Here is a 23,920-nt window from a genome sequence, read left to right as displayed (position 1 = left end):
CGTCAGCCGGTGGCGGCGGCGGTGGTGCCGGGGGTGGTGGTGGGGTCGGTGTCCTGCTGCTCGGCGGCGTGGTCCGCGAGGACGCCGGTGCGGTGGCGCTGGACGAACCAGTAGTAGGCGAAGCCGCCGACGGTGACGGCGCCGACGAACAGCACCCCGCCCCAGCGCAGATACCAGTGGTAGGGGGCGGCCGCGTTGTAGACGGCGGCGCGCGGCCACAGCAGGTTGACCGTCATCCCGGCGCCCCACAGCACCGCGAGGATGTTGACCGGCAGGCCGAAGCGGCCGAGCGAGAAGCGGCCGGGCGCGGGCTGCCAGGTGCCGCGCAGCCTGCGGACCAGCATCGGCATCGTGACCAGCAGATACGCCACGTAGATCATGATGATCGCGATGCTGGTGACGACCGAGAAGATCTGCGGCTGCTTGATGTTGACGAGCAGGATGCCGATGGCGACGAGACCGCAGACCACGGCGGGCGCGATCGGGGTCTGGAAGCGCGGGCTGATCCTGGCGAGGCGGCTGCCGCCGGGCAGGTTGTTGTCCCGGGCCATCGCGAACATCAGCCGGATGCCCGCGGTGTGCACGGCGAGCTCGCAGACGACGACCGCGATCACCACGCACCACAGCAGGGCCTGGCCCATGGTGTCGCCCAGCGTGCTCAGGACGACGTACTGGAGGCCGTCCACGGAGAGTTCGGGCGCGCTCAGGTCCGGCGTGGCGAGCAGCGCGCACAGCAGGATGAGGCCGCCGATGACGAACGAGGCGATCAGCGCCCGCAGGATCGCGCGCGGCGCGTTGCGGCTGGGGTCGACCGCCTCCTCGCCGAGCGAGGACGCGGTGTCGAAGCCGTACATGACGTACGCGGAGGCGAGCGAGGCGGTGAGGAACGCTCCGAAGTAGCCCAGGTTCTGGCCGGCGCCGATGCCGTGGGTCTCCACGATGGCGCTGGGGCCCCGGGTGATGTGCGCGGCCAGCAGGATGATCAGGATCACCGCGGCGACCAGCTCGATGAAGACACCGGCCGTGTTGATCCGGGCCATCAGCTTGACGCCGAACGCGTTGACCAGGGTGGTGAAGAGGATCAGCCCGCAGGCGAGCACGACGGCGTTGGCGGCCGCGTCGTACTTCCCGCTGCCGTCCCCCACGAACTGGAACCACGAGGAGATCTGAGGAAGCGTCAGCTGGAGGGCGAGCGCGACGGCGGCCAGCGACACCATGCTCGCCAGCGTCATCATCCAGCCGGCCAGCCAGCCGACGTGCGGACCGCCCAGGTTCTTGGCCCAGTTGTAGACCGATCCGGCGACCGGGTAGCGGGCGGCCAGCTCGCAGAAGCAGAGCGCGACCATCAGCTGGCCGACGAAGACCAGCGGCCAGGACCACCAGTAGGCCGGGCCGCCGAGGCTGACGCCGAAGTAGAACATCTGGAACGTGCCGGTCAGGATCGAGATGTAGCTGATCCCGGCGGCGAAGGTGTGGAAGTTGCCGAGCGTGCGCTTGAGGCCCGGCTTGTACCCGAGTTCGGCGAGCGCGGCGTCATCGGCGTCGGCGCCCGCCCGGGCTGGGGAGGGAGAGGGGGACGGGGGTGTGGTGGCGGTCATCGGGGATCACTCCTCGTACATCGCGCGGAGGGAAGGGCAGGGGAGGCGTGCGGTCGGACCGGTGGGGCGGCCGGTCAGTCGAACCAGCGCTGCGGGCGCGGGTCGGTGTTGCGCCAGATGTGCTTGATCTCCTGGTACTCGGCGAGCCCGGCCAGGCCCAGCTCGCGGCCCGTCCCCGACTGCTTCATCCCGCCCCACTCGGCCTGCGGGACGTACGGGTGGAAGTCGTTGATCCACACCGTGCCGGCGCGCAGCCCGGCGGCGACGCGTCGCGCGCGGGCCTCGTCGCGGGTCCACACCGCGCCGGCCAGGCCGTAGACCGTGTCGTTGGCCAGGGCGAGGGCATGCTCCTCGTCGCGGAACCGCTCCACCGTGAGCACCGGCCCGAACGACTCGTCCCGGACCACGGACATCTCGGCCGTGCACTCGTCGAGTACGGTCGGCAGGTAGTAGTGCCCGCCCTCCAGCGCCGGGGCGTCCGGGCGGGCGCCGCCGCAGCGCAGCACCGCGCCCTCGGCGAGCCCGGCCGCGACATACGCCTCGACCTTGGCGAGATGGCCCGCGGAGATCAGCGGCCCGGTGCGGGCCTGCTCGTCGAAGGGGCCGCCCAGCCTGATCCGCTCGGCCCGGCGCACCACTTCGTCGACGAAGCGGTCGTGCAGCGAGTCCTCCACCAGCAGGCGCGCGCCTGCCGAGCAGACCTGGCCGGAGTGCAGGAACACGGCGGTCAGGGCGTAGTCGACGGCCGTGTCGAAGTCGGCGTCGGCGAAGACGATGTTGGGGTTCTTGCCGCCCAGCTCCAGCGCGGTGCGCTTGACGGTGGCCGCCGCCGACGCCATCACGCGCCGCCCGGTGGTCAGTCCGCCGGTGAACGAGACCAGGTCCACGCGCTCGTCCTCGGTCAGCGGCGCGCCGACCCCGGGGCCGGTGCCGAGGACCAGGTTGGCGACGCCGTCCGGCAGCCCGGCCTCGGTGAGCAGCCGCATCAGCAGGATCGCGGTGTGCGGGGTCAGCTCGCTGGGCTTGAGGACGAAGGTGTTGCCGGCGCCGATGGCGGGCGCGACCTTCCACGCGGTCTGCAGCAGCGGGTAGTTCCACGGCGTGATCAGCGCGCAGACGCCCACCGGCTCGACGACGGTCCGGCTGTCGGTCTGCGGGTTGCCGGTGTCGACGACCCGGCCCGGGTCCTGCGAGGCGACCAGATGGCCGAAGTGGCGGAAGCAGTTGGCGATGTCGGCCATGTCGTACTCCGACTCGACCAGCCGCTTGCCGGTGTCCAGCGACTCCGCGCGGGCCAGCCGGGCCGCGTCGCGCTCGATGAGGTCGGCGACGCGCAGCAGCAGCGCGGCCCGCTCGGCGACCGTCGACCGGGGCCAGGGGCCGCGGTCGAAGGCCTCGCGGGCGGCCGCCACTGCGGCCGCCGCGTCCTTGGGACCCCCCTCGTCGACCACGGCGACCAGCGAGCCGTCCGCCGGGCAGCGGATCTCTCGGGTCTCCCCGTCGACGGCGGCGCTCCATCGGCCACCGATGAACAAATCAGGCATGACGCTCCTCGACTTCTGATCACGAACAGTGGCGCCGCTACCCAGGTATTCACACTTCAGACATGTGACGATTGCGATAGTTTCAACATCCGTGCAGCTCAGAAGGCCAGTGCGTCAGGGCTCGCGGATGTCGGAGCCCAGGTGTGCCAGAACCCACTCGTGGAAGGCCCGGATGTGGTGCTCGCTGGGGACGAGCACGCCGCCGTGCCGGTACGCCCGCGAGTCCATGGCGGGCTGGGTGCGCTCGCACGCCTCGAAGTCCTGCACGTTGACGCGGTGGAACAGCTCCACCGACCGGGAGACATCGGCGCCGGAGGCGACGACGCCCGGCGCGTACAGCCAGTCGCACTCGACGGCCGTACGGTCCACGGCCAGCGGGAACATCCGGTGCACGATCACGTGGTCGGGCACCAGGTTCACGAACACCTGCGGTTTCACGGTGATCGCGTAGTAACGGCGGTCCTGCGCCTGGTCGAGGCCCGCGAGACGGCCGAAGCCCGGACCGCCGTCCACCGTGAACCCCTCGGCGCCCCGGGCGAACTCGGCGCCGTGGCCCACGTAGTACTGGGCGGCGAAGCCCTTGGCGAACTCCGGCAGCACATGGGTGAGTTCGGGGTGGATGGTCGCGCAGTGGTAGCACTCCATGAAGTTCTCGACGATCAGCTTCCAGTTGGCGCCCACGTCGTACGAGATCCGGCGGCCCAGCGCCAGTTCCGCGGCCCCGTAGCGCTCCACCGCCGCCGGGTCGCCCAGCCGCTCGGTGGCGGCGCCGACCACCGTCTCCTCGAACGACGGCGGCTCCTCGGCCAGGCACACCCACACATAGCCGAGCCACTCGCGCAGCGCGACCCGCAGCAGCCCGCGCTCCTCGCGGTCCACGTCCGGCATCCGCGCCAGGTTCGGCGCGGCGACGAGCCTGCCCTCCAGGTCGTAGGTCCACGCGTGGTACGGGCACTGGAGGGTGCGCCGGACCGTACCGCTCTCCTCGGCGCACACCCGGGCGCCCCGGTGCCGGCACACGTTGAGGAACGCCCGCGCCGCGCCCTCGCGGGTCCGCACCACCAGCACGTTCTCGCGGCCCACCTGGACCGTGCGGAAGGCGCCGGGCCGGTCGAGGTCGGCGGCGCGCACCGCGCAGAACCACAGCGTCTCGAAGATCCGCTCCTGCTCGCGGGCGAAGACCGCCGGGTCGCAGTAGAACCGGCCGGGCAGGGTCCGCAGCAGGCTGGGGGCGCGCTCGGCGGCTCCGGCGGTCATCGCGCGCCCCCTCTGGCGCCCACGGCCGCCTCGGTGGTCGCCGCCGCGGCGAACCTGTGCGGGTCGAACAGCCCGATGGGGTGGGCGGTCCTCCCGTCGAGCGCAAGATCGGCCATGATCTCGCCGACCACCGGGGCGAACTTGAACCCGTGCCCCGAAAAGCCGCAGGCCACGGTGGTGGTCCCGGGGTGCGCCGGGTGCCGCCCGATCACGAAGTGCTCGTCCGGGGTGGTTGAGTACATGCAGGTCACGGCCCGCAGAAAGGTTCCGGGCAGGGTCGGCGTCACCCGGCGCATGGCCGCCGCCATCTCCTCGGCCTCGGCCGGGGCCACCGCACGGTCGATCGTGTCCGGTGTGCAGGGGGCGCCGTTCTTGCGGAAGAACGCGACCTTGACGCCGCCCGAGGGCCCGTCGATGGCCGGGAACCCGTACACCTGGACCCCGTCCGCCTCCTCCCACACGAACACCGGCTGCCGCCGCGGCAGATACGGCTCGGTGCCGCCCTCGGGGGCGAACCAGTACATGACCTGCCGCTCGATGCGGATCGGCACCCCGAGGTCGGCCAGCAGCCCGGGCGCCCAGGCCCCCGGGCAGATCACCAGATGGCCCGCCGTACAGCTGTTCTCGGCGGTGTGGACGCGGACCCCGCGGCCGCCCGCCAGCTCCTCCCAGCCGGTCACCGGCTCCTCGAAGCGGAGCTCGGCGCCCGCCTGGGCGGCGAGCTGGAGGTGGGCCGCCACCGTGGTCTCCGGCCGCAGCAGCCCGGCGCGCGCCTCGTAGAGCGCCACCTCGTCGTCGTGCGGATGCATGGTCGGGAAGCGGCGGCGGATCTCGCGGGCGTCCAGCATCTCGTGCGGCAGGCCCCACTGCCGGGCCGAGCGCACCGCGCCCGCGACCGTACGGCACTCGGGGCGGCCCACCATCATCCCGCCGCACAGCAGCGCGATCTCGCGCCCGGAGTCCCGCTCGACCCGGTCGTACAGCTCGTACGCCCGCAGCAGCAGCGGTACGTACGCCGGGTCCTCGAAGTAGGACTGCCGGGTGATCCGGGAGCCGCCGTGGCTGGAGCCGTGCGCGTGCGCCGGGCCGAACCGCTCCAGACCGAGGACCCGGGCCCCGCGCTCGGCCAGGTGCTGGACGGCGGCCGAACCCATGCCGCCGAGGCCGAGAACGATCACGTCGTACGTCGGAGCCATGCTTCCTCCCTCGGGGGTCGCGGCCGGGTCCCTCGGGACGCCGGTCGACGCGTGTGCCGGTCACATGCAAGGGCCGTTCACCGCAGGAGGTGCGCCATCCGCGGGTCGAACAAGGGCTCCTCGGCGACGGTCGCGGGGACCTTCTCGCCGAAGTACTCGACCTGGACCGCCGTGCCCGGCGCCAGCACCGGCAGCCAGGCGTAGGCGACGCAGCGGCCGACCGTGTAGCCGTACGCGGCGCTGGTGACGTATCCCGCGGGCACCCCGTCGACCAGCACCGGCTCGCTCCCCAGGACCACCGCCGCACGGGAGTCCAGGGTCAGACAGGTGAGCCTGCGGGTCACGGCGGCCGGGTCGCCCAGTGCGGCGCGGCCGGTGAAGTCGCCCTTGCCGGGCCGGACCGCGAAGCCGAGCCCCGCCTCGTACGGGGTGTGCTCGGCCGTCATGTCACGGCCCCAGGCGCGGTAGCCCTTCTCCAGCCGGAGCGACTCGAAGGCGCTGCGGCCCGCCGCGACCACGTCGAGCCGCTGCCCCGCCTCCCACAGCGTGTCCCACAGCCGCAGCCCGAGGTCGGCGCCGGTGTACAGCTCCCAGCCCAGCTCGCCCACGTAGCTCAGCCGCAGCGCGGTGACCGGGACGTTCCCGACGACCGTCTCCTTGGCCCGGAAGTAGCCGAAGGCGGTGTGCGAGAAGTCGTCGCGGGTCAGCGGCTGGACCAGCTCGCGGGCGAGCGGGCCCCAGACGCCTACGCAGCAGGTACCGGACGTGATGTCCCGGACGCTCACCGACTCCGGCGCGTGCGCGAGCAGCCAGTCCAGGTCGGCGGGGGAGTTGGCGCCCACCTGGAAGCGGTCGGGGGCCAGGCGCGCCACGGTCAGATCCGACCGGATCCCGCCCGCCTCGTCCAGCAGCAGGGTGTACGTCACCGAACCCGGCTTCTTCTCCAGCTGGTTGGTGGTCATCCGCTGGAGGAAGGCCAGGGCGCCGCGCCCGGTCACCTCCAGGCGCCGCAGCGGCGTCATGTCGTACAGCGCGACCCGCTCCCGGGTCGCCTTCGCCTCGGCCGCCGCGATCGGCGACCAGTACCGCGCCGACCAGCTGTCGCGCACCGGGATGTGCAGCCCGTCCACCAGGGGCGCGTTCGCCTCGTACCAGTGCGGCCGCTCCCAGCCGCCGCCCTCCAGGAAGTACGCCCCGAGCTCGCGCTGGCGTCCATGGAACGGGCTGGTCCGCAACGGGCGCGGGCTCTGAATCGGCTGGAGCGGATGGACGACGTCGTACACCTCGACGAAGCTCCGCGCCGACCGCTCCTCGACATAAGGGGCCGTGAGCTGGACGTCCTCGAAGCGCCGGACGTCGCAGGCGTGCACATCGAGCGAGGGGCGGCCGTCGGTCATCCACTCGGCGACCGCCCTCGCCACCCCCGCCGAGTGCGTCACCCACACCGCCTCGGCCAGCCAGAACCCGCGCAGCTCCCGGGACTCGCCCAGCAGCGGCATACCGTCGGGCGTGAACGAGAAGACGCCGTTGAAGCCGTCCGCGACCGCGCTGTGCGCGAGCTCGGGCAGCAGCGCCGCCGCGTCCGCCCAGCTCGGCGCGAAGTCCTCCGGGGTGAAGGCGAGCGAGGAGGGCATCACGGGCGCGTCGTCGTAGGCCGGGACGGCGAACGGGTCGACCGGCATGGGCCGGTGGGCGTAGGAGCCGATGCCCAGCCGTACGCCCTCCGGGTCCAGGTGCGCCCGGAAGTACAGGTCGCGGTCCTGGTGGCGCAGGATCGGCAGCCCGGCCGCGGCCCGTGCGGCGAGACCGGGCAGCGGGGCGGTCCTCACGTACTGGTGGGCCAGGGGCAGCAGCGGCACGCTCACCCCGGCCATCCGTCCGATCACCGGCCCCCAGAAACCGGCCGCCGAGACCACCAGATCGGCCGGGAGACGGCCCCGGTCGGTGACGACGGCGGTGACCCGGCCGTCCTCCCGCTCGATCGCCGTGACCGTGTGGCGCGCCAGGAACCGGGCGCCCCGGGCCTGCGCGCGCGCCTGTAGGGCCCGCGAGGCGAGCAGGGCGTCGGCGAGCCCGTCGTCGGGGGTGTGGAAGCCGCCGAGGACCTTCTCCCCGTCGAGCAGCGGCCACAGCGCCCCGCACTGGTGCGCGGTGAGCAGCTCGCCCCGTACGCCCCAGGCGGCGGCCAGCCCCACCTTGCGGTGCAGATCGGCCCAGCGCTCCGGGGTGGTGGCGACCTCCAGACCGCCGACCGCCCGGAAACACGGCTCGCCGTCCACGCTCAGGCCCCGGAAGGTGCCGACCGTGTACGCGGCGAAGGCCGTCATCGTCCTGGACACATGGGTCTGGAAGACCAGGCCGGGCGCGTGCGAGCTGGACCCGCCGGGCGCGGGGAGCGGCCCCTGCTCGACGACGGTGACATGGGCCCAGCCCCGTGCGGTGAGCTCGTCGGCGAGCGAACAGCCCACGATCCCGGCGCCGATGACGACTACGCGCGCGTGGGCGGGGTCCGGTGCGGGGGTGGTGCGGACCTCATGAGACACGGCCTCACCCTCCTGTTGCGCAGAGCACTACCGGTTGCGCGATGTGAGACATCCTGAGGACGGCCCAGGAGAGCGTCAAGAGGGTCGGACCGGTCGCGGAAACGTGGCTTGACCATGCCCAACTCGCCTGTGACAGAGGTGATCTGATGCTATGTCAGTGAAAGCCGTCAGCCGGGGTGCCCCATGCGGCGCGAGAGGTCGCGGGCGGCCTCGCGCACGCGCACGGCGACCTTGGGGAGCGACTCCCGGGGCAGCCGGTAGGCCGGGCCCGAGACGCCGATCGCGCCGATGACCGAGCCGTCGTGGCCGCGCACCGCCGCCCCCAGGGCGTTCAGCCCGTCCTCCAGTTCCTCGGCCGTCTGCGCGTACCCCCGCTCCACCACCTGGGCCAGCTCGGCGCGGAGCGCGGCAGGATCCGTGCGGGTGTGCGCGGTGAAGCGCGCCAGGCCCTGGGCGAGCAGGGCCTCGCGGCGCTCCTCGGGGAGATGGGCCAGCAGCGCCTTGCCGCTTGCGGTCGCGTGCAGCGGGGTGCGCCGGCCCAGCCAGTTGAACGCCGTGACGGCCGCCGCGCCGCGCGCCTGCATGATGTTGACGGCCGCGTCACCGTCGAGCACCGCGACGTTGGCGGTCTCTCCGGTGGTGTCCGCGAGCGCACGGCAGACCGGCACACCTTCCTGCGAGATGTCGAGCCGCACGGCCGCTGCACCGGCGAGCCGCAGCATCCCGGCACCCAGGAAGTACTTCCCCCGCTCCTTCTCCTGGCCGACCAGACCCCGCTTCTCCAGCGCGTCGAGCAGCCGGAACGCGGTCGACTTGTGCACCCCCAACTCCTCGGCGATCTCCGTGACTCCGGCCTCGCCGAGCCGGGCCAGCGCCTCCAGCACGCTGACCGCCCGGTCGACCGACCGCAGCGACCCGGCGCCGCCCCGCCGTCTGCCCGGGGCCGCGTCCGGCTCCTGCACCTCACCCACCAGCACTCCCTCGGGCCGCTATGCCCGGGAGAGGCTGCCCGTCTCGCCCTGGCCTATTCGGCCGGTGCCCGGCCGCTCGGTGGTCCGGGCCGCGCGCCGCACCCGGCGCCGCTCCCTGCGCCGTCGGCGCGCGGTGCTGCTCGGCACCGACACCACGCCGTTGCGCTGGTTCCACACCTGGCGGGTGACCCATACGTCCAGGACCGCCCAGGTCGCCACCACCGTGCTCGCCACGCTGCTGAGGACCATCGGGAAGGCCAGCCAGGAGCCCGCCATCGTGCACAGGAACGCGATCACCGCCTGGATCAGGGTGAAGGCGACGACCAGCACCGAGCGCACGGCCGCGTCCCTGATCGGGTCGGGCAGCCGTGGCCGCACCGCGGGCTCCTCCACCCACAGCGGCGGCAGTTCGCCCGTCGTCGCGCCCTGAATCGCCCCACCGCCCGCACTGGTTCCTTCAGTGCCCATGCATACTCACTCCCCACCATCGGCGCATCGATGCCTGCCGATCCGCACGGGTCCGTACAACCCCGTCACAACCCCCGTACAGAAGGACGAACGGAACTCCCCGAAGATTCCCCGGTTTTGGGTGGAAGGCAGAATTCCAGCCAACCGGGCTCGGACGGGAACCACGGGGCCTAGGGGTGTCCTCGGCCACACCTGGTAGGTGATCTCCCGTAATACCAGGACAACCCATGATCAACTCCTGTGCGAGCGGCCGAAAATCGTCCGGACGTGCCTTCGAGTTGTCTGTGAGGCAGTAGTAGGCTCACGCCGTTTGTTGACGGTTGATCTGGGGGAGGCCATGCGCTTTCGCGGGAAGTCCATCCGCAGGAAGATCGTGGCGTTGCTGCTGGTGCCGCTCGTCTCCCTCACCGCTCTGTGGGGATTCACGACCTACATCACCGGCCGCGAGGCCAACGAGCTGCTGAACGTCACGTACATCGTGGACAAGGTCGGCTCCCCGATGGAGGACACCGTCCAGGTCATCCAGGAGGAGCGCCGCCAGACGCTGATCTACCTGGCGGACCAGCGGGCCGCCGACGCGCTCGCCGCGCTGCAGAGCCGCCGCCGGGACACCGACCGCGCGGTGGCGAAGATTCGTTCCGCCGCCAATGACTCCCAGGTCCGCGACGATCTGCGCGCGGCGGCCAAGGCGCGGCTGAAGACCGTGCTCCAGGGGTTCGACGGCATCGGCGACCTGCGTCAGCAGGTCGACCGCCGCAGCGTCAACCGCCTCCGGGCCCTGGAGGCCTACACCAGGGTCATCGAGCCCTGCTACACCTTCCTCACCAGCCTCCACGCGCTCGAGAACGTGGACATGGACAAGCAGGGCCGCGCGGTCGTCGGCCTCGCCCGGGCCCGCGAGATGATGGCCCGCGAGGACGCGCTGGTCGCCTCCTCGCTGGTCGCCCCGCCGCAGTTCACCTGGAACGAACTGCGCGAGGTGGTCAACCTGGTGGCCAACCGCACGCTCCTGTACGAGATAAGCCTGGAGAACCTGCCCGGCGGCGAGCGCGAGATCTTCGAGCGCTTCTGGGCCGCCTCGGGCTCCGAGTCGCTGCGCGCCGCCGAGCAGAGCATCATCACCGGCGGCCCCACCAAGAACCCGCGGGTGGACCTGGCCCGCTGGCAGCAGACGGCCACACCGCTGCTCTCCCGGCTCTCGCAGTCCGTCTCGGACGCCGACGACCGCTACCGCGACCGTGTCCACCCGGTCGCCTTCAACGTCCTCATCAAGGCCGGAGTCGCGGGCGTCCTGGGCTTCCTGGCGCTGGTCTTCTCCCTCTTCCTCTCCGTCCGCATCGGCCGCGAGCTGATCCGCGACCTCACCCGGCTCCGCAAGGAGGCGCACGAGGTCTCCGGCGTGCGCCTGCCGAGCGTGATGCGCCGTCTGGCCGCCGGTGAACACGTCGACGTGGAGACCGAGGCACCGCGCCTGGACTACGAGAAGGACGAGGTCGGCCAGGTCGGCCAGGCCCTCAACACCCTTCAGCGCGCCGCCGTCGAGGCCGCCGTCAAACAGGCCGACATGCGGCGCGGAGTGGCCGAGGTCTTCGTCAACCTGGCCCGCCGCAACCAGGTCCTCCTGCACCGCCAGCTCACCCTCCTTGACACCATGGAGCGCCGCACCGAGGACACCGACGAGCTCGCCGACCTCTTCCGGCTCGACCACCTCACCACCCGTATGCGCCGCCACGCCGAGGGCCTGGTGATCCTCTCCGGCGCCGCCCCGTCCCGCCAGTGGCGCAAGCCCGTCCAGCTGATGGACGTCGTACGGGCGGCCGTCGCCGAGGTCGAGGACTACGAGCGCATCGAGGTCCGCCGGCTGCCCCGGCTCGGCGTGGGCGGCCCCGCCGTCGCCGACCTCACCCACCTGGTGGCCGAACTCCTGGAGAACGCCACGGTGTTCTCGCCCCCGCACACCGCCGTCCAGGTGCACGGCGAGCGGGTGGCCAACGGCTTCACGCTGGAGATCCACGACCGGGGCCTGGGCATGACGCCCGAGGCGCTCCTCGACGCCAATCTGCGCCTGGCCGAGACACCCGAGTTCGAGCTCTCCGACACCGACCGGCTCGGCCTGTTCGTGGTCAGCCGGCTCGCCCAGCGGCAGAACGTCCGCGTCTCGCTCCAGCCCTCCCCGTACGGCGGCACCACGGCCGTCGTCTTCATCCCGGCGGCCCTGCTCACCGACGCGCCGGACACCAACGGCACCGGCTTCCGCCTCGACCGCAAGGCGGCCCACGGCGAGCCGGCCGGGCGGCGCGAGCGCGACGCGGGCCCCCGCGCGCTCTCCCCGCTGCCGGCGGGCGTCCCCGACCGCGCGGTGCTCGACGGGCCGGTCGAACTGGAGGCCCCGGTGGACCCGTTGGAGCTGGACGAGCACGTCATGGGCGCCGACGAGGGCGGCGCCGCGCGCACCGGCCTGATCGGCGCGGCCCGCGACTTCCCGGCCGAGCGCCGCCAGCACCAGCAGAGCGCCGACGAGGGCGCCGGGGCGACGGGCCGGTCGGGCCCGGTGCCGCTGCCGCGCCGCCGCCCGCCCGCGCCGACCCTGGTCAGCGACCACGGGCGCCGGGTCGACGACCAGCCGGGCCGCGACCACCCCTCGCCCGCCGCGGAGCCGGTGCTTCCGGCGGTGCCGAGCGCGGAGCGGCGCAGGGCCGACGCGCTGCGCGCCAGTGGGCTCGTACCGGCCCCGGCGCCCGCGCCGCTGCGGCGGCCCGCACCCGGCCACGAGAGCGGCGGGACAGCGGCCGCGCCGGGCGCACTGCCGCGCCGGGTCCGCCAGGCCAGCCTGGCCCCCCAGCTGAAAGAGATCTCCGCCGAGCCGGCGGACCGCACCGGCCCGGGCGGCCCGGGCGCTCAGCCGCAGCCCGAGCGCGACGCGGAGGAAGTGCGCAACCGTATGGCGTCGATGCAGCGTGGTTGGCAGCGCGGGCGTCGGCACAACGCGCTGACCAGCGCAGAGACCACAGCCGACGGGCCCGACCAGGCCCTCGGCGACGTACGACGCAACACATCGGAGGGGGACGGTCGATGACCGCACCGAAGTCCGCAGCACACGACGTCATCGGGAAGGGCGCCGGAGAACTCAACTGGTTGCTGGACGAGTTGGTCGACCGGGTCGGCTCCATCCGCAAGGCGCTCGTCCTGTCCAGCGACGGCCTGCCCACCGGCACGTCCAGGGATCTGACCCGGGAGGACGGCGAACACCTGGCCGCCGTCGCCTCCGGCTTCCACAGCCTCGCCAAGGGGGTGGGCCGCCACTTCGACGTGGGCGGCGTGCGCCAGACCGTCGTGGAGCTCGACGACGCCTTCCTCTTCGTGACGGCCGCCGGGGACGGCAGCTGTCTCGCCGTCCTGTCCGACGCCGAGTCCGACGTCGGACAGGTGGCGTACGAGATGACCCTGATGGTCAAGCGGGTCGGGGCCCACCTCACCACGGCACCACGGACCGGCCTGCCCACCGCAGGGTGAGCGCGACGGTATGAGTGAAGCAGACCAGCGGGCGCCGGCCGACGGCCCGCAGCAGCCGGACGGGGCGGCGCAGCAGCCGCCCCGGCAGCACCACTGGTTCGACGACGACGCGGGACCGGTGGTGCGGCCGTACGCGATGACCCGCGGCCGCACCAGCAGCGCCGGTCAGCACCGGCTCGACCTGATCGCGGTGGTGGTGCCCGAACCGGCCGCCGACGACCCGGGCCGCGACCACTCGCTCTCGCCCGAACACGTCGAGATCGTCGAGCGCTGTGTCGGCACCCCGCAGTCCATCGCCGAGCTCGCCGCCGGACTCGACCTCCCCGTCGGGGTGGTCCGCGTCCTGGTGGGCGACCTCGTCCAGGACCAGCTGGTGCACGTCTCCCGACCCGTTCCGCCGGCCGAGCTGCCGGACGAGTCCCTTCTCCGCGAGGTGATCAATGGCCTTCGGGCGCTCTAGCCGCAGGAAGCGGCCCGTCGAACCGGTGACCCTGAAGATCCTGGTGGCGGGCGGCTTCGGCGTAGGCAAGACCACTCTGGTGGGCGCGGTCAGCGAGATCCGGCCGCTGCGCACCGAGGAGCGGCTCAGCGAGGCCGGGCGGCCGGTCGACGACGTGGCGGGGGTGGAGACCAAGAGCACCACCACCGTCGCGATGGACTTCGGCCGCATCACCCTGCGCGAGGACCTGGTCCTCTACCTCTTCGGCACGCCCGGCCAGGACCGCTTCTGGTTCCTGTGGGACGAGCTGGCGCAGGGGGCGCTGGGCGCGGTGGTCCTCGCGGACACCCGCCGGCTGGAGGACTCCTTCGCCGCGATCGACTACTTCGAGCGCCGGGGGCTGCCCTTCACGGTGGCCGTCAACTGCTTCGACGACGCCGCCCGCTACCCGGCCGACGCCGTGCGCTCCGCACTCGACCTCGACCCCGACGTGCCGCTGATGATGACGGACGCGCGCGACCGCGAGGCCGTCAAGGACGTACTGGTCGCGGTCGTCGAGCACGCGATGGTGCTCTCCGAGCGCCGACGCCGGGCGACCGTCTCGATCTGACGCCCGTGCGCGGCGCCACCCGCCGTACGCGCGGACACGGCCCGTACCCCCACCGACTGGGGTACGGGCCGTGCGTCTTGGGGGAGCGGCGCTCTCCCGGGCCACGGGTCCGGGCGGCTACTCGCCGCCCTCCTCCTCGTGCCAGCCGAGGCTGCGCTCCACGGCCTTGCGCCAGTTGCCGTACTCGCGCTCGCGCACCCCCGCCGCCATCTCGGGCACCCACTCCTCGTCCCGCTGCCAGTGCGCCTTGAGCTCGTCCAGGCCCGCCCACACGCCGGTGGCGAGCCCGGCCGCGTACGCCGCGCCCAGGCAGGTCGTCTCGGAGACCTTCGGGCGGATCACCGGCACGCCCAGCACATCCGCCTGATGCTGCATCAGCAGCCGGTTGACCGTCATGCCGCCGTCCACCTTGAGCGTGGTGATGCGCACTCCGGAGTCCTGGTACATCGCGTCCACCACCTCGCGCGTCTGCCAGCTGGTGGCCTCCAGGACCGCGCGGGCCAGATGCGCCTTGGTGACGTACCGGGTCAGACCGGTGATGACTCCGCGCGCGTCCGCGCGCCAGTAGGGCGCGAACAGACCGGAGAAGGCGGGCACGACATAGGCGCCGCCGTTGTCCTCGACGCTCGCCGCCAGCGTCTCAATCTCGGCGGCGCTGCGGATGAGGCCGAGCTGGTCGCGAAACCACTGGACCAGGGCTCCGGTGATCGCGATCGAGCCCTCCAGGCAGTAGACCGGCGCCTGGTCACCGATCTTGTAGCCGACGGTGGTGATCAGCCCGCTCTTGGAGGGCACGGGCCGGTTTCCGGTGTTGAGCAGCAGGAAGCTCCCGGTCCCGTAGGTGTTCTTGGCGGTGCCGGTGTCGTAGCAGGCCTGGCCGAAGATCGCCGCCTGCTGGTCGCCGAGCGCGGACGCCACCGGCACTCCCGCCAGCTGGCCCACCGCCGTCCCGTACACCTCCGCGGACGAGCGGATCTCCGGAAGGATCGCCTCCGGCAGGTTCATCGCGGCCAGGATCGAGGAGTCCCACTGGAGGGTCTCCAGGTTCATCAGCAGGGTCCGCGAGGCGTTGGTGACGTCGGTGACGTGCACTCCGCCCTCGGTGCCGCCGGTCAGGTTCCAGATCAGCCAGGAGTCGATGGTCCCGAACGCGATCTCGCCGCGCTCGGCACGGGTGCGCAGACCGGGTACGTCGTCGAGCAGCCAGGCCACCTTGGGACCGGAGAAGTAGCTGGCCAGCGGCAGTCCGGTGGCCTCGCGGAAGCGGTCCTGGCCCTGTTCCGCGCCGAGGCGGGCGCAGAGCGCGGAGGTCCGGGTGTCCTGCCAGACGATGGCGTTGTGCACGGGCTTGCCGGTCGCCCGGTCCCACAGCACGGTGGTCTCGCGCTGGTTGGTGATGCCGAGCGCGCTGAGCTGTTCGGCGCGCATCCCGGCCTTGGCCAGCGCGCCCGCGACCACGGCCTGCACTTTGGACCAGATCTCGGTGGCGTCGTGCTCGACCCAGCCGGGCTTGGGGAAGATCTGCCGGTGCTCGCGCTGGTCCACGGCGACGATGGCGCCGCCCTGGTCGAAGATGATGCAGCGGCTGGAGGTGGTGCCCTGGTCGATGGCTGCGACGAACTTCTCCGTCATGGCTACCCCTAGGTCTGAAGGCTGCGCGGGCCGAGGTCGCGGGCCGGGGCGATCAGAGCATGGGCCTCGGTCCTTGGTGCAGGGTGCGCGCGTTCCATGGCTGCGGAGCCGGTGGTGGGGGTCGGCTCACCCCCGCCCGGCACCCGTGACGAGCGTGCTCGTCCGGTGGAGTCGCCCGTGGGGGAGCGGCCCGGCGGACGCGTGCGACGGCACGCGGCCGGGAGCCGAGGAACGGCGACGCCGAGAGACAACGGGAAGTGTTCACCGGCCGTGATGGAGCGTCAAGGTCGCCGACAGCAACGGCCACCGGGGTACGCGGCGTCCGGCTGCCCCGCGCTCAGCGCACCGCGATCACCGACGAGCCATGCCCGAACAGGCCCTGATTGGCGGTGATCCCGGCCCTGGCCCCGTCGATCTGCCGCTCGCCCGCCGTGCCGCGCAACTGCCAGGTGAGCTCGCAGACCTGCGCGATCGCCTGCGCGGGCACCGCCTCGCCGAACGAGGCGAGCCCCCCGCTCGTGTTGACCGGAACGCGACCGCCGAGCGCCGTCACGCCCTCCCGTACGAGCTTCGCGCCCTCCCCGGCACCGCACAGCCCCAGATCCTCGTACCACTCCAGCTCCAGCGCGGTCGACAGGTCGTACACCTCGGCCAGCGACAGGTCCTCGGGCCCGAGCCCGGCCTCCTCGTAGGCGGCCCGGGCAATGGAGGCGCGGAAGGTGTACGCCGAGGGCTGTGCCGCGAGCGCCGAGTCGGTGGCGATGTCCGGCAGGTCCAGGACGGTGTTGGGGTAGGTGGGCGTGACCGTGGAGACGGCCCGGATACGGACCGGGTCCGCCACTCCCCGGCCGCGCGCGTAGTCCATGCCGCACAGCACCAGGGCGGCGCCTCCGTCGGAGGTCGCGCAGATGTCGAGGAGCCGCAGCGGATCGGCGACCACCGCCGAGGCGGCGACCTCCTCGGCGGTGACCGCCTTGCGGTAGCGGGCGTACGGGTTGAGCGCCCCGGCGGCCGCGTTCTTCACCTTCACGCGCGCGAAGTCGTCGACCGTGTCGCCGTGCAGGGCCATGCGGCGGCGGGCGTAGAGACCGAAGTAGGCCGGGTTGGTGGCGCCCAGGACGCGGAACCGCAGCCAGTCCGGATCGTCGGGCCGGTCGCCGCCCGCCGGGGCGAAGAACCCCTTGGGTGCGGCGTCGGCGCCCACCACCAGCACCACATCGGCCATCCCCGCCAGGATCTGCGCCCGCGCGGTGTTGATCGCCTGCGCCCCGGAGGCGCACGCCGCGTACACGCTCGTCACGCGCGCGCCCTGCCACCCCAGCGCCCGCGCGAAGGTCGCCCCGGCCACATACCCGGGGTAGCCGCCGCGCACCGTGCCGGCGCCGACCACGGACCCCACGTCGGCCCAGTCGAGCCCGGCGTCGGCGAGCGCGGCGCGGGCCGCGACCGTGCCGTACTCGACGAAGCTGCGGCCCCACTTGCCCCAGGGGTGCATTCCGGCGCCGAGGACCGCGATGTCCTCCGTCCCGCTCATGCGTTCGCCGCCACGGGCCGCCAGTGCCAGGTGGTCCGGACGGTCCCGGCCTCCTCGTCGAGCACCCCGGGCACCACCTCGACCTCCATCCCGACGGCGAGGTCGGCGGTGGTCACCCCCGGCACGGCCTGCCCGAGGACCACCATCCGCTCGGCCGCCAGCTCCACGGCGACCAGGGTGTACGGCTGCCAGACGGCCTCCGGGTCGGAGACATAGGGCGCGGGCGGACGGTAGCGCCCGTCGGTGTACGACCAGACGCGCCCGCGCCGGGAGAGCGGCACCTCAGTCAACTCCCGCCCGGCGCATACGGGGTTGCGGCAGAAGGAGTCCTCGCGGGGGAAGAACACGGAGGCGCAGGCCGAGCACCTGGTTCCGAGCAGCCGGAACTCCCCGTCCTTGGCCTCCGTGAACCAGCCCGCCACCACGGGCGTGCGCGTGCGCGTCAAAACCCCTCCCGGACTCGCATCCGACCCACATCTGACGGAACGTCAGAAGTGTGCCACGGCAGGCCGCGCTCCGGCAGGGGGCGTCGCTCAGCGGTGTCCGGCCACCGAGCGCCACGCCACGGGGAAGTCGAAATAGGTGTCGGGGAACGGCTCGGGCTTGTAGGTGAAGTGCCACCACTCCTCGGGGATCCCCACGAACCCGGCCTCCTTGAGCGTGCCCCTCAACAAGTCGCGGTTGGCGCGCTGGACGCCCTGGACGCGGGGGTCGTCGGTGTGCGAGAGGGTGTCGAAGCAGTCGAAGCCGGTACCCATGTCGACGGAGTTGTCGGGGAAGCGCTGGTCCTTGGGGGCGAAGCAGTTCACGAGCGGCTGGCCCGGCCGGTAGGGCCGCGTCGGCCACGCGGGCAGCTTGACGATGGTGATGTCCACCGAACTGCCCCGGCTGTGGCCCGACTTCGCCGCGATGTAGTTGTCGTCGAAGAGTCTCGACTTGTCGACAAGCGGATAGAACTCGGTCTTCATTCTGTTGTCGTCGAGGTCCTTGGCCCACTCCACGAAGTTGTCGACGGCCCGCTGTGGCCGGAAGCAGTCGTACACCTTGAGCGAGTAGCCCTCGGCGAGCAGCTTCAGCTGGGCCCGGTGCAGCGCCTGCGCCGCGTGGCGGGTCAGGATGCACACCGGCTGGCGGTAGCCGTCGATCGGCCGGCCGACGAAGTTGTGCGGCGTGATGTAGCGCAGCTCCTGGATGATCGTCGGATCCACGGTGGCCAGCGCCACGAACTCGGCGGGGGCCTTGGGCTCGGGCGTGGCCCGCGCGGAAGAGGCGGCGGCGGTCGCGGTGGACGCGGTGGCGGTCACGGCGAGCAGCGCGGCGGCAGCGGCGACGAGGCCGCGCACGGTTGATCGAATCGTCATGGGCACACCATTCAGCACTCAACTGGGCCGGGGATAGAGGGAGTTGCGGCAATAGCCTCCGATGGCCGAAGACCGTCGGTTAAAGTCCGCGCGTGACCGGGACCTCGAAGACCTCGAAGCAGCCTGTCAAGGACTCGCACTGCCCCGCGTGCGGGTCGCCCTACCCCTCGGCCTCGGCCGGCTGGCCCCGCCCCTGCGCGGCCTGCGGGACCGTCACCTATCGCAATCCGCTGCCCGTCGCCGTCGCCCTGCTGCCCGTGCGGGACGCGCGCGGTACGGGCCTGGTCGTCATCACCCGCGCCATCGAGCCCCACATCGGCCGCTTCGCCCTGCCCGGCGGCTTCGTCGACGACGGCGAACTGTGGCAGGAGGCGGTCGTCCGCGAGCTCTACGAGGAGACCGGGATCGAGGCCTCCGCCGCCGACGTACGCCTCGCCGACGCGCTCAGCTCCCCGCACCACGTCCTCCTGTTCGGCCTGCTGCCCACCCGCGCCGCCGCCGGCCTCCCCCCGTCGGCCCCGACGGACGAGACCGCCGGCTGGCGAGTGCTGCGCCGCCCCGAGGAACTGGCGTTCCCGCTGCATACACAGGTGGTACGGGAGTGGTTCGCGGGGCGCTGAGGGCCTGCCGTGCGCCTGACGGGCGGGCCCCTGCCTCACCCCGCCCCACCGCCTCGCACCCGTACTTCGTACCCCACCTCCCGTGTCGCCCCCTCGTCCGTGACGCGCTCCACCACCACCCGGCCGCCCGCCGCCCGGGTGGTGAAACGCTCCACCACCGGGGAGTCCCACCCGTCGCCCGCGTCCCGTACGACCAGGCCGCCGCCGGTGCGTCCGGCGGCCGGGGCCCATACCTCCAGCTCCACCTCCCCGGCCGCGCCGCGCACCGGTATGACGGAACCGGCCCTGGCCAGCACCGGGATACGGGACAGGGGCGCGTCCAGGAGGGCCTGGCCGGGGCCCTCGTGGGGCTCCTCGGTCGCGGTGTCGTACCAGCGGCCGCGCGGCAGGCGCACCGCCCGCCGCTCGGTGCCCGGCTCGAAGACGGGCGCCACCAGCAGCGCGTCCCCGAGCAGGAAGGCGTCCTCGCAGTCCCGCAGCGCCCGGTCGCCCGGCGTGCCCCACCACAGGGGACGTGCGTAGGGCGCCCCGGTCAGCCGGGCGAACTGCGCCAGCGTCATGAGGTACGGCCGCAGCCGCTCCCGCTCGGCGAGCGCCACGCGCGCGTGGGCGAGCACCTCCGGGCCGAACTCCCACGGCTCCCGGCGCCCGGCCCAGACCGCCGAGTGCGTACGGAAGAACGGCAGCCGGGCCGCCAGCTGGAGCCAGCGCAGATACAGCTCCGGCGACGGGTCGCCGTCGAACCCGCCCACGTCCGGGCCCGAGTACGGCACCCCGCACAGGCCGAGGCCCAGCACCAGGGCGAGCGAGGCCCGCAGCCCCGGCCAGCCGGTGCTCACATCGCCCGACCAGGTGCCTCCGTAGCGCTGCATCCCCGCCCAGCCGGAGCGGCTGAACAGGAACGGCCGGTCGTCGGGGCGCAGTCGGCGCAGCCCCTCGTAACCGGCCCGCGCCATGGTCAGCCCGTACACGTTGTGGGCCTCCCGATGGTCGCCGCCCCGGCCCTCCAGGCAGTGCCGCGCCGAGCGGGGCAGGGTCGGATCGCCGAAGGGCGCGAACGACGTCGGCTCGTTCATGTCGTGCCACACCCCGGCGAAACCCTGGTCGAGCCGCTCCTGGTAGAGGCCGCCCCACCACTCGCGCGCGCGGGGATCGGTGAAGTCGGGATACGCGCACTCGCCCGGCCACACCACGCCCCGCACCTCGTCGCCGCGCGCGTCCCGCACGAACGCGTCCGCCGCGAGCCCGCTCTCGTACACCGCGTTGCCGCGCCGCGCCCTCACCGCCGGGTCGACGATCGACACCAGCCGCACCCCTTCCTCGGCCAGGTCCTTGGCCAGCCGGGGCAGATCGGGAAAGCGCTCGCGGTCGACCGTGAACACCTGGTGGGCGTCGTAGTGGTCGATGTCCAGATGGAGCGCGGACAGCGGCAGCCCGTGCTCCCGGTACCCGGCGACCACCCGCCGCACCTCGGCCTCGCTGCCGAAGCCCCAGCGGGCGTGCTGCGGGCCGAGCGCCCAGGACGGCGGCAGCGCGGGCGCGCCGGTCAGCGCCGTCCAGCCCTGGAGCACGCGCGCGGGGGTGCCCACCACCACCCAGCAGCGCAGCGGGCCGCCCTCCATCCACAGCTGGGCGCACCCGGCCCGGTCATGCCCCGAACCGGCGCCCTCCTCGCCCTCGCGCCACCGGACCCGGCCGTCCCAGGTGTTGTCGTAGAACACCAGATGCGTCCCGGCGTCCGCCACCACCAGCTGCACCGGCATCGTGATGTACAGCGGGTCGTCGCCCGGGGCGAAGCCGCCGCGCGGGTCGGTGTTCCACAACCGGTACTCCCCGTCGGGCAGCCGGGGCCCGTCCGCCCGCCCGCCGAGCCCGAACGCGCGCGCGTCGGCGGGGACTTCGGAGCGCTGCATCCAGCGCGCCGGACCGCCGCCGGCCGGCTCCCACCAGCGCGGCGGCAGCTCGCGGCGGAGCACCACGCCGCCGGGGGTGCGCACCTCCACGGCGCCGTGCCGGGACACCGCCACCATCACCCGCTCGGAGACGACCCGCCAGCCGCCGTCCGTGTCGGGCTCCAGGACGGCGCGCGCGTCGGGCTCGGGCGCCGGCCCCGCCAGCGCGTACGACGGCTCGGGGCCCGCCCCGTCCCAGCCCCAGAACACGGCGCCGCCGACGGCCACCCGTACCTCCAGCTCGGAGCGCGCGAAGCGCACCACCCCACCGCCCGGCCGGGGCTCCGCGCCGCACACCTGGCCCGGCACCCGGGCGCGCTCGGGGCCGCGCGCGGGCAGCGACCGCGCGTCGGCGCGGCGCCGCCGAAGGGCCGAGCGAAACGCCCGCAGCCCCTGCACCGAACCGACCGCCTTCACCGAGCGCACCAGGTCATTGCCGTCCATGCGGCTCACCCTGCCATCCGGATCATGAGCTGTGTGCTCCGTTCAACTTCCGTTCACCCGTGGTGGCACCACATCGACAGGTGCCGGACTATGGGCGGGACACCCTGGTGCGGAAGACGATCACATGGCATCGTCCCTGTGAGCCGCCGCATGCGCACACCCCTTCGCGTGTGCGCGCGACACACGCACACCACGCGTACCAGCCCGGGAGCCGACCCATGACCTCACCAGCGAACGCCGCGCCGCAGCCCGCGCCCCTGTGGCAGCCGGGCCCCGACCGCATCGCCGGGGCGCGCGTCACCGCGTTCCAGACCTGGGCCGCCGAGCGGTACGGCGCTCCCGCCGAGGGCGGCTACGAAGCGCTGCACCGCTGGTCCGTCGCCGAGCTCGACACCTTCTGGAAGGCCGTCGCCGACTGGTTCGACGTGCGCTTCTCGACCCCGTACGAGACGGTGCTCGCCGACCGGTCGATGCCCGGCGCCCAGTGGTTCCCCGGCGCCACCCTCAACTACGCCGAGCACGCGCTGCGCACCGCCGAGGACCCGGCCCGCGCGCAGGACGCCGCGCTGCTGCACGTCGACGAGACGCACGAGCCCGTCGCCACCAGCTGGGCGGAGCTGCGCCGCCAGGTCGGCTCGCTCGCCGCCGAACTGCGCGCCCTGGGCGTGCGGCCGGGCGACCGCGTCAGCGGCTATCTGCCGAACATCCCGCAGGCCGTCACCGCGCTCCTGGCCACCGCGGCCGTCGGCGCCGTGTGGACCTCCTGCGCCCCGGACTTCGGCGCGCGCAGCGTCCTCGACCGGTTCCAGCAGGTCGAACCCGTCGTCCTGTTCACCGTCGACGGCTACCGCTACGGCGGCAAGGAGCACGACCGCAGCGACGTCGTCGCCGAGCTCCGCCGCGAACTGCCCACCCTGCGCGCCGTCGTCCACATCCCGCTGCTCGGCACCGCTGCCCCCCAAGGAACCCTCGACTGGTCATCGCTCACTGAGAGTGACAACGAACCGGTCTTCGAGCAGGTTCCCTTCGACCACCCGCTCTGGGTGCTCTACTCCTCCGGCACCACCGGCCTGCCCAAGGCCATCGTCCAGTCGCAGGGCGGCATCCTCCTCGAACACTTCAAGCAGCTCGGCCTCCACTGCGACCTGGGCCCGCAGGACCGCTTCTTCTGGTACACCTCCACCGGCTGGATGATGTGGAACTTCCTCGTCTCCGGCCTGCTGACCGGCACCACGGTCGTCCTGTACGACGGCAGCCCGGGCTTCCCGGAGACCGGCGCCCAGTGGGGCGTCGCCGAGCGCACCGGCGCCACCCTCTTCGGCACCTCGGCCGCCTATGTGATGGCCTGCCGCAAGGCGGACGTCCACCCGTCCCGCGACCACGACCTCTCGCGGGTGAAGTGCGTCGCCACCACCGGCTCGCCGCTGCCGCCCGACGGCTTCCGCTGGCTGCACGACGAGGTCCGCGAGGACCTGTGGATCGCCTCGGTCAGCGGTGGGACCGACGTGTGCTCCTGCTTCGCGGGCGCCGTCCCGACCCTTCCCGTGCACATCGGCGAGCTCCAGGCCGCCTGTCTGGGGACGGACCTCCAGGCCTGGGACCCGCAGGGCAAGCCGGTCGTGGACGAGGTGGGCGAGCTGGTGGTGGTCAACCCGATGCCCTCCATGCCGATCCGCTTCTGGAACGACCCGGACGGCAGCCGCTACCGCGACAGCTACTTCGAGATGTTCCCCGGGGTGTGGCGCCACGGAGACTGGATCACCATCACCGACCACGGCTCGGTGGTCATCCACGGCCGCTCCGACTCCACCCTCAACCGCCAGGGCGTCCGCATGGGTTCGGCCGACATCTACGAAGTCGTCGAACGCCTCCCGGAGATCCGCGAATCCCTGGTCATCGGCCTCGAAGAGCCGGACGGCGGCTACTGGATGCCGCTCTTCGTCCACCTCGCCGAGGGCGCGGTCCTGGACGACGACCTCCGTACGAAGGTGAAGCAGGCGATCCGGGAGCAGCTCTCCCCGCGCCATGTCCCCGACGAGATCATCGAGGTCCCGGGCGTGCCGCACACGCTGACCGGCAAGCGCATCGAGGTGCCGGTCAAGCGCCTGCTCCAGGGCACGGCGCTGGAGAAGGCGGTCAACCCCGGCTCGGTCGACGACCTCGACCTGCTGCGCTTCTACGAGGCGGTGGCCCGCAAGCGAGGCTGACCGGAGCGCGCTCCCGCCACGCACGCGTGGC

The 23,920-nt window shown here is 73.0% G+C and carries 18 protein-coding genes; 6 read left to right on the top strand and 12 right to left on the bottom strand.

The features are described from left to right. Positions 1-2: 2 nt before the first annotated feature. From ABD236_RS20060 to ABD236_RS20030, 7 genes are all read right to left on the bottom strand, one after another. Positions 3-1,598, bottom strand: coding sequence for an APC family permease (locus ABD236_RS20060; protein WP_344075161.1), 1,596 nt, complete (start codon positions 1,596-1,598; stop codon positions 3-5). A 74-nt stretch (positions 1,599-1,672) separates the two neighbouring features. Continuing rightward, the gene (locus tag ABD236_RS20055) at positions 1,673-3,142 is read right to left on the bottom strand and encodes an aldehyde dehydrogenase family protein (protein ID WP_344075160.1); all 1,470 of its coding nucleotides are present in this window, start codon (positions 3,140-3,142) and stop codon (positions 1,673-1,675) included. Between the two features lie 114 nt (positions 3,143-3,256). Further along, complete coding sequence (locus ABD236_RS20050) at positions 3,257-4,399, bottom strand: aromatic ring-hydroxylating oxygenase subunit alpha (protein ID WP_344075159.1); 1,143 nt, start codon at positions 4,397-4,399, stop codon at positions 3,257-3,259. Beyond that, on the bottom strand, positions 4,396-5,595 hold the full coding sequence (gene solA, locus ABD236_RS20045) for an N-methyl-L-tryptophan oxidase (protein ID WP_344075158.1): 1,200 nt from the start codon (positions 5,593-5,595) through the stop codon (positions 4,396-4,398). The genes ABD236_RS20050 and solA overlap by 4 nt, the downstream gene beginning before the upstream one ends. Positions 5,596-5,672: 77 nt before the next feature. Further along, positions 5,673-8,138, bottom strand: a complete 2,466-nt coding sequence (locus tag ABD236_RS20040) for a GcvT family protein (RefSeq protein ID WP_344075157.1) — start codon at positions 8,136-8,138, stop codon at positions 5,673-5,675. A 167-nt stretch (positions 8,139-8,305) separates the two neighbouring features. Further along, positions 8,306-9,109, bottom strand: coding sequence for an IclR family transcriptional regulator (locus tag ABD236_RS20035; protein WP_344075156.1), 804 nt, complete (start codon positions 9,107-9,109; stop codon positions 8,306-8,308). 18 nt (positions 9,110-9,127) lie between these two features. Then, positions 9,128-9,577, bottom strand: a complete 450-nt coding sequence (locus ABD236_RS20030; protein ID WP_344075155.1) for a hypothetical protein — start codon at positions 9,575-9,577, stop codon at positions 9,128-9,130. A 337-nt stretch (positions 9,578-9,914) separates the two neighbouring features. Between ABD236_RS20030 and ABD236_RS20025 the strand changes: the two genes are divergently transcribed. Genes ABD236_RS20025 through ABD236_RS20010 form a run of 4 tightly spaced genes read left to right on the top strand, consistent with a single transcriptional unit; the run spans position 9,915 to position 14,139 of the window. Then, positions 9,915-12,653, top strand: coding sequence for a sensor histidine kinase (locus tag ABD236_RS20025; RefSeq protein ID WP_344075166.1), 2,739 nt, complete (start codon positions 9,915-9,917; stop codon positions 12,651-12,653). Beyond that, complete coding sequence (locus ABD236_RS20020; protein WP_101387296.1) at positions 12,650-13,090, top strand: roadblock/LC7 domain-containing protein; 441 nt, start codon at positions 12,650-12,652, stop codon at positions 13,088-13,090. Before ABD236_RS20025 ends, ABD236_RS20020 begins: the two co-directional genes overlap by 4 nt. A 10-nt stretch (positions 13,091-13,100) precedes the next feature. Further along, positions 13,101-13,550, top strand: a complete 450-nt coding sequence (locus ABD236_RS20015) for a DUF742 domain-containing protein (RefSeq protein WP_344075154.1) — start codon at positions 13,101-13,103, stop codon at positions 13,548-13,550. Beyond that, positions 13,531-14,139, top strand: coding sequence for a GTP-binding protein (locus ABD236_RS20010; RefSeq protein ID WP_344075153.1), 609 nt, complete (start codon positions 13,531-13,533; stop codon positions 14,137-14,139). Before ABD236_RS20015 ends, ABD236_RS20010 begins: the two co-directional genes overlap by 20 nt. Before the next feature lie 117 nt (positions 14,140-14,256). Here ABD236_RS20010 and glpK read toward each other — a convergent pair whose 3' ends face one another. From glpK to ABD236_RS19990, 4 genes are all read right to left on the bottom strand, one after another. Next, positions 14,257-15,771 (bottom strand): glycerol kinase GlpK, encoded by a 1,515-nt coding sequence (gene glpK / locus ABD236_RS20005; protein WP_344075152.1) that lies wholly within the window; start codon positions 15,769-15,771, stop codon positions 14,257-14,259. A gap of 337 nt (positions 15,772-16,108) precedes the next feature. Then, the gene (locus ABD236_RS20000) at positions 16,109-17,305 is read right to left on the bottom strand and encodes a lipid-transfer protein (RefSeq protein WP_344075151.1); all 1,197 of its coding nucleotides are present in this window, start codon (positions 17,303-17,305) and stop codon (positions 16,109-16,111) included. Continuing rightward, a complete protein-coding gene (locus ABD236_RS19995) occupies positions 17,302-17,751 on the bottom strand; it encodes a Zn-ribbon domain-containing OB-fold protein (RefSeq protein WP_344075150.1) in 450 nt (149 codons plus the stop codon). The genes ABD236_RS20000 and ABD236_RS19995 overlap by 4 nt, the downstream gene beginning before the upstream one ends. A gap of 87 nt (positions 17,752-17,838) precedes the next feature. Then, a complete protein-coding gene (locus ABD236_RS19990) occupies positions 17,839-18,666 on the bottom strand; it encodes a M15 family metallopeptidase (protein ID WP_344075149.1) in 828 nt (275 codons plus the stop codon). A gap of 92 nt (positions 18,667-18,758) precedes the next feature. On the opposite strand from ABD236_RS19990, the gene ABD236_RS19985 reads away from it, so the two are divergent. After that, complete coding sequence (locus ABD236_RS19985; RefSeq protein WP_344075148.1) at positions 18,759-19,286, top strand: NUDIX domain-containing protein; 528 nt, start codon at positions 18,759-18,761, stop codon at positions 19,284-19,286. Positions 19,287-19,321: 35 nt separating this feature from the next. Here the strand turns inward: ABD236_RS19985 and ABD236_RS19980 are convergent, their stop codons facing one another. After that, a complete protein-coding gene (locus ABD236_RS19980; protein ID WP_344075147.1) occupies positions 19,322-21,682 on the bottom strand; it encodes a glycoside hydrolase family 31 protein in 2,361 nt (786 codons plus the stop codon). Between the two features lie 218 nt (positions 21,683-21,900). On the opposite strand from ABD236_RS19980, the gene ABD236_RS19975 reads away from it, so the two are divergent. After that, positions 21,901-23,889: an acetoacetate--CoA ligase gene (locus tag ABD236_RS19975; protein WP_344075146.1), complete on the top strand. Its 1,989-nt coding sequence runs from the start codon at positions 21,901-21,903 to the stop codon at positions 23,887-23,889. Positions 23,890-23,920 lie beyond the last annotated feature (31 nt).

Source organism: Streptomyces crystallinus (genome assembly GCF_039521265.1).
Classification (GTDB): Bacteria; Actinomycetota; Actinomycetes; order Streptomycetales; family Streptomycetaceae; genus Streptomyces; species Streptomyces crystallinus.
Note: the sequence above shows the minus strand (reverse complement) of the source record. Positions and strands in the feature narration are given on the sequence as shown.

Excerpts from the sequence above, each read along its gene's own strand:
- ABD236_RS20060 (WP_344075161.1), bottom strand. The coding sequence starts at position 1,598 with ATGACCGCCACCACACCCCCGTCCCCCTCTCCCTCCCCAGCCCGGGCG.
- ABD236_RS20055 (WP_344075160.1), bottom strand. The coding sequence starts at position 3,142 with ATGCCTGATTTGTTCATCGGTGGCCGATGGAGCGCCGCCGTCGACGGG.
- ABD236_RS20050 (WP_344075159.1), bottom strand. The coding sequence starts at position 4,399 with ATGACCGCCGGAGCCGCCGAGCGCGCCCCCAGCCTGCTGCGGACCCTG.
- solA (WP_344075158.1), bottom strand. The coding sequence starts at position 5,595 with ATGGCTCCGACGTACGACGTGATCGTTCTCGGCCTCGGCGGCATGGGT.
- ABD236_RS20030 (WP_344075155.1), bottom strand. The coding sequence starts at position 9,577 with ATGGGCACTGAAGGAACCAGTGCGGGCGGTGGGGCGATTCAGGGCGCG.
- ABD236_RS20025 (WP_344075166.1), top strand. The coding sequence starts at position 9,915 with ATGCGCTTTCGCGGGAAGTCCATCCGCAGGAAGATCGTGGCGTTGCTG.
- ABD236_RS20020 (WP_101387296.1), top strand. The coding sequence starts at position 12,650 with ATGACCGCACCGAAGTCCGCAGCACACGACGTCATCGGGAAGGGCGCC.
- ABD236_RS20015 (WP_344075154.1), top strand. The coding sequence starts at position 13,101 with ATGAGTGAAGCAGACCAGCGGGCGCCGGCCGACGGCCCGCAGCAGCCG.
- ABD236_RS20010 (WP_344075153.1), top strand. The coding sequence starts at position 13,531 with ATGGCCTTCGGGCGCTCTAGCCGCAGGAAGCGGCCCGTCGAACCGGTG.
- glpK (WP_344075152.1), bottom strand. The coding sequence starts at position 15,771 with ATGACGGAGAAGTTCGTCGCAGCCATCGACCAGGGCACCACCTCCAGC.
- ABD236_RS20000 (WP_344075151.1), bottom strand. The coding sequence starts at position 17,305 with ATGAGCGGGACGGAGGACATCGCGGTCCTCGGCGCCGGAATGCACCCC.
- ABD236_RS19990 (WP_344075149.1), bottom strand. The coding sequence starts at position 18,666 with ATGACGATTCGATCAACCGTGCGCGGCCTCGTCGCCGCTGCCGCCGCG.
- ABD236_RS19980 (WP_344075147.1), bottom strand. The coding sequence starts at position 21,682 with ATGGACGGCAATGACCTGGTGCGCTCGGTGAAGGCGGTCGGTTCGGTG.
- ABD236_RS19975 (WP_344075146.1), top strand. The coding sequence starts at position 21,901 with ATGACCTCACCAGCGAACGCCGCGCCGCAGCCCGCGCCCCTGTGGCAG.